General features: G+C 45.8%; 3 protein-coding genes. All 3 read right to left on the bottom strand.

Annotation, left to right across the window (positions count from 1 at the left end; all coding sequences use genetic code 11):
• Nucleotides 1–258: 258 nt before the first annotated feature.
• The 3 genes from QT994_RS26135 to QT994_RS26125 all read right to left on the bottom strand — a co-directional run bounded on the left by QT994_RS26135 (nt 259) and on the right by QT994_RS26125 (nt 3,833).
• Nucleotides 259–750: a GNAT family N-acetyltransferase gene (locus QT994_RS26135; protein ID WP_333179775.1), complete on the bottom strand. Its 492-nt coding sequence runs from the start codon at nt 748–750 to the stop codon at nt 259–261.
• A gap of 174 nt (nt 751–924) precedes the next feature.
• Nucleotides 925–1,998 (bottom strand): RNA polymerase sigma factor, RpoD/SigA family, encoded by a 1,074-nt coding sequence (locus QT994_RS26130; RefSeq protein ID WP_333179777.1) that lies wholly within the window; start codon nt 1,996–1,998, stop codon nt 925–927.
• A 161-nt stretch (nt 1,999–2,159) separates the two neighbouring features.
• Nucleotides 2,160–3,833, bottom strand: a complete 1,674-nt coding sequence (locus tag QT994_RS26125) for an ABC transporter ATP-binding protein (RefSeq protein WP_333179773.1) — start codon at nt 3,831–3,833, stop codon at nt 2,160–2,162.
• Nucleotides 3,834–4,127: the final 294 nt, after the last annotated feature.

Genomic DNA, 4,127 nt, shown 5'->3' with positions numbered 1-4,127 from the left:
TTTTTTTCTCATTAACTATTTTTATCGATTTTATCATGATCTTGCCTCTGTCTCACATTTATTTGAAATGACTATATCTACTCGGATTTACGCAACCCAAGATTTGAGGCGCTACAGATTTGTTGTAAGGTGCTTGTGGCGCACCCTACAGATTCGTTGTAAGGCGCGCGGTACACACCTTGATTTCTTAGTCTCAAGCCAGAGGGACGAAAGTTTTTGTAGGATCGATTGCAATCCCCGAGTCTTATCGAGGGGTTTTTACAATTGTTTGGATGCCAAAGTGGCCAAAGACTCGCCCGCAACCCGGCAAATCCGCCAGTCGGGCATCACATCAGCACCGATACCCTTGTAAAATCCGATCGCCAATTCATTCCAATCCAAAACGCTCCATTCCAAACGCCCGCAGCCCCTTTCTACTGTCAACTGCGCTAAATAAACTATCAAAGACTTGCCAATTCCCCGCCCTCGAAACTCAGGCACCACAAACAAATCTTCCAAATAAATTCCCGGCTGAGTCAAAAAAGTAGAATAATTGTAAAAAAACAGCGCCCAGCCCACAACTTGACCCTCGCACTCGGCTAAAATCGCTTCAGCAAAAGGTCTATCGCCAAACAAATGACGCTCCAACTCAACGGCATTGCCAGTAACGGCATGAGATAATTTTTCGTACTCAGCTAAAGCTTTAATCAAATCAAACAGCACCGGCACGTCGGCGCGGGTAGCTGGACGCAAAATTACCTCAGAAGACATAAATAAGTAAGTAGTACGCGACAATCAACAATTAAAAATACCACATCAAGACATTTTTAATTTGTAATCTTTAATTAACTTTTTTCCATTGAATCAGCATATATACGGCGGCCTCGGAGTGTCCCCCACAATAATTTTAAAGTTTTTCAAAAGGCTAAATCTATTTTTTTTAGCTTATTTCAACCAGCCCTTCAATCTTTCCGTCACTTGAGGGCGGCGCAGCTTTCGCATTGCCTTATTTTGAATTTGACGGACTCGTTCGCGGGACAAATTGAACAAACTGCTGACCTCTTCTAAAGTGTAAGGTTCGCCGGTCAGCAAACCGTAACGCATAGCAACAATCTCTTTTTCCCGCTCAGTCAAAATACTGTCCAACACCTCCAAAATATCTTGGCGCATCATCATCTCATTCATCTGAGATTCGGGAGATTGCGTCGCGTTATCTTCGAGAACATCCAAAAGTTCCGAACTTTCTTCTGAGCCGATGCGGTGGTTGAGAGACAAAGATTGCCGACGTACTTGCTGGAGGTAGCGAAGCTGTTCGCAAGAAACTTGCATTTCTCTAGCAAGTTCAGTTTCACTGGGATTGCGTTGAAGAGAACGCTTCAAATCGCGATAAACTTTTTTGAGTTTATTTAACTGTTCGACAATGTGAACAGGCAAGCGAATCGTCCGCCCTTGATTGGCAATTGTCCGGGTAATTCCTTGGCGAATCCACCAATAGGCATAAGTAGAAAACTTGTAACCCTTCTCCGGATCGAACTTTTCGGCTGCCCGATTCAAACCCAAAGCTCCTTCCTGAATTAAATCGAGAAAAGGCACGCCCCGATTAAGATACCGTTTGGCAATCGAAACCACCAAGCGCAAATTCGAGCTGATCATTTTCCGTTTCGCCGACTGACACTGGTGGCGAAGCTGTTGCAGTTGAGTTTCGCTTATCCCCAAAGCCGCTGCGAGTTCAGCTTTTGTCGGCACTCTGTCCAATTCCTGCCGCAAACGCTGTTCTAGTTCATCCAGGGCTACCAATTCTTGAACGCGACGCGCCAACTCTACTTCTTCGCCTGCTGTCAGTAGAGGATACCGAGCCATTTCCTTGAACAAAGCTCCCACTGGATCGTCGGCAGACCAGTTGTTGTATGCTGACGATCGAGTTACCGTCGGACGATCGATCTCGGTGTCTTCATCTTCTGCGATCGCGAATGAGGCTTCGGGTGCCACCGCAAAACTGCCTAGGTCAGATTCTGCCATATCGTGCTTGGTGTCGGTGGAAGGATTTGAAAAGTCTGCCTTCACTTTAGCGAATTTAACCGGAAATTTCCGAAATCCATCTAGAAGCTGGTGAGTGATTTTAGTGGCTGATATCTATTCGCCCCACTTTTAGTATCTGTTGGCCCCCATTTTAGGTCTTTCTATTGAGTTCGAGCCAGTAAAGGAGCTGCCTGCAATAATTGCTGAGTGTAAGGGTGCTGCGGATCAGTAAAAATATCCCTAGTCTTGCCGATTTCAACAATTTTTCCAGCATTCATTACCGCAATACGATCGCAAAAAAATCTCGCCACCCACAAATCGTGCGTAATAAACAGATAAGTCAAATTAAATTCCTGCTTCAACTCCAACATCAGCTCTAAAACTTGAGTCTGCACGCTGGCATCCAGCATACTCACAGGTTCGTCGCAAATTATCAGTTGCGGCCGAGTAATCAAAGCGCGGGCGATCGAAACTCGCTGCTGTTGTCCTCCTGACAATTCCCCTGGATAGCGACGAAAGAAATCCTCCCCTGGACTTAAACCCACCCGCTCTAACATTTGGATTACTTGTTTTTTAGCTTCGCTGCCATTAGCTAATTTGTGAATAAACAAAGGGTCAGCAATACTTTGCCCGACAGTCATCATCGGATTCAGGCAAGCGTGGGGGTCTTGAAAGATCATTTGCATTTCGCGGCGGTGCTTCCTCACAGCATCGCGGTTCAGGGCAGTTATATCTATTCCTTGAAATTCAACTTTGCCACCAGTCGCGGTAATTAGCTGCAAAATCGTGCGTGACAAGGTACTTTTCCCGCAGCCGGACTCCCCCACCAGCCCTAGGATTTCTCCCCGTTGTAGCTCTAAACTAACGCCGTCTACGGCTTTAATTACCTGGCGATTCCTGGAAAACAACTGATCTAATAAATTGCTTTCTAAACTGTAGTGTTGCTGCAAATTCGTTACGGTCAAAAGAGGCGAATTTGTTAAGTTTGCAGTAACGACTTCAGTCCTGATTTCCTCGAATGCTAACCCTTTGTCAGAATCGGCTTGAATGTGCAAAGCTGCTTTGAGGAGCGATCGAGTATATTCGTGCTGCGGCTTTTCAAAAACGTTTTGCACCGGCCCTGTTTCTACGACTTTACCGCCGTACATCACCGCAATGCGATCGCAATACTCAGCCACCATCGCCAAATCGTGAGAAATCAACAAAATAGCCGTTCCCCGTTCCTCACAAAGTCTGGTTAATTCCTGCAAAATCTGAGCGGCGACAGTTACGTCCAAACTTGTAGTCGGTTCGTCGGCCACAATTAATTTGGGATCGAGCAAAAGAGCCAAAGCAATTGCTACTCTTTGCCGCATTCCGCCGCTAAATTCGTGGGGAAATTGCGACCAGCGAGACGCGGGAATTTTCACAGCTTCCAGAGTTTCGATCGCCCGTTTCTTAGCTTGCTTGCGATCCAAATTCGGTCTGTGAGCTTGCAAAGTCTCGATGCAATGTTCTCCTACAGTCATCAAAGGATCGAGACGAGTCATCGGATCTTGAAAAATCAATGCTACAGCTTCGCCCCGAAACCGTCTCAGCCGCGAAGCATTCATATCAAATACCGACTCTCCAGCAAAACTAACTCGCCCCTCAATCAGCGTTGAATCCGGCAGCAACCGCATCGCCGCCCTTCCCAAAGTTGACTTACCGCACCCAGACTCCCCAACTAATCCGAGCTTTTCCCCCGGTTTCAGCGTCAGGGAAACCCCGTCAACGGCCCAACCGGATTGGCCCCGCCGCTGAGGATAAGCTACTCGCAGATTGTCAACGGAAAATAGAGAAGAGTCATTAGTCATTAGTCATTAGTCCTTAGTCTGTTGTCTGTTGTCTGTTGTCTGTTGACTGTTAACTGTTGTCTGTTGTCTGTTGACTGCTAACTGTTAACTGTTGTCTGTTGTCTGTTAACTGTTGACTGTTGACTGTTAACTGTTAACTGTTGTCTGTTGTCTGTTGTTATTTATTATTTATCAATATATACGGGCGGTTAGTTGTTAGTTATTAGTATTTTTCATGACTGATTAGTTATTGGCAAGAGACCGATAGGCTGTTTGTAAATACCAATATAAGTTGCTGCTACAAACAAAGATTTT

The organism is Microcoleus sp. S13_B4 (assembly GCF_036700885.1).
GTDB lineage: Bacteria > Cyanobacteriota > Cyanobacteriia > Cyanobacteriales > Microcoleaceae > Microcoleus.
The sequence above is the reverse complement of the archived record's forward strand: the minus strand, read 5'-3'. Positions and strand labels throughout refer to the sequence as shown.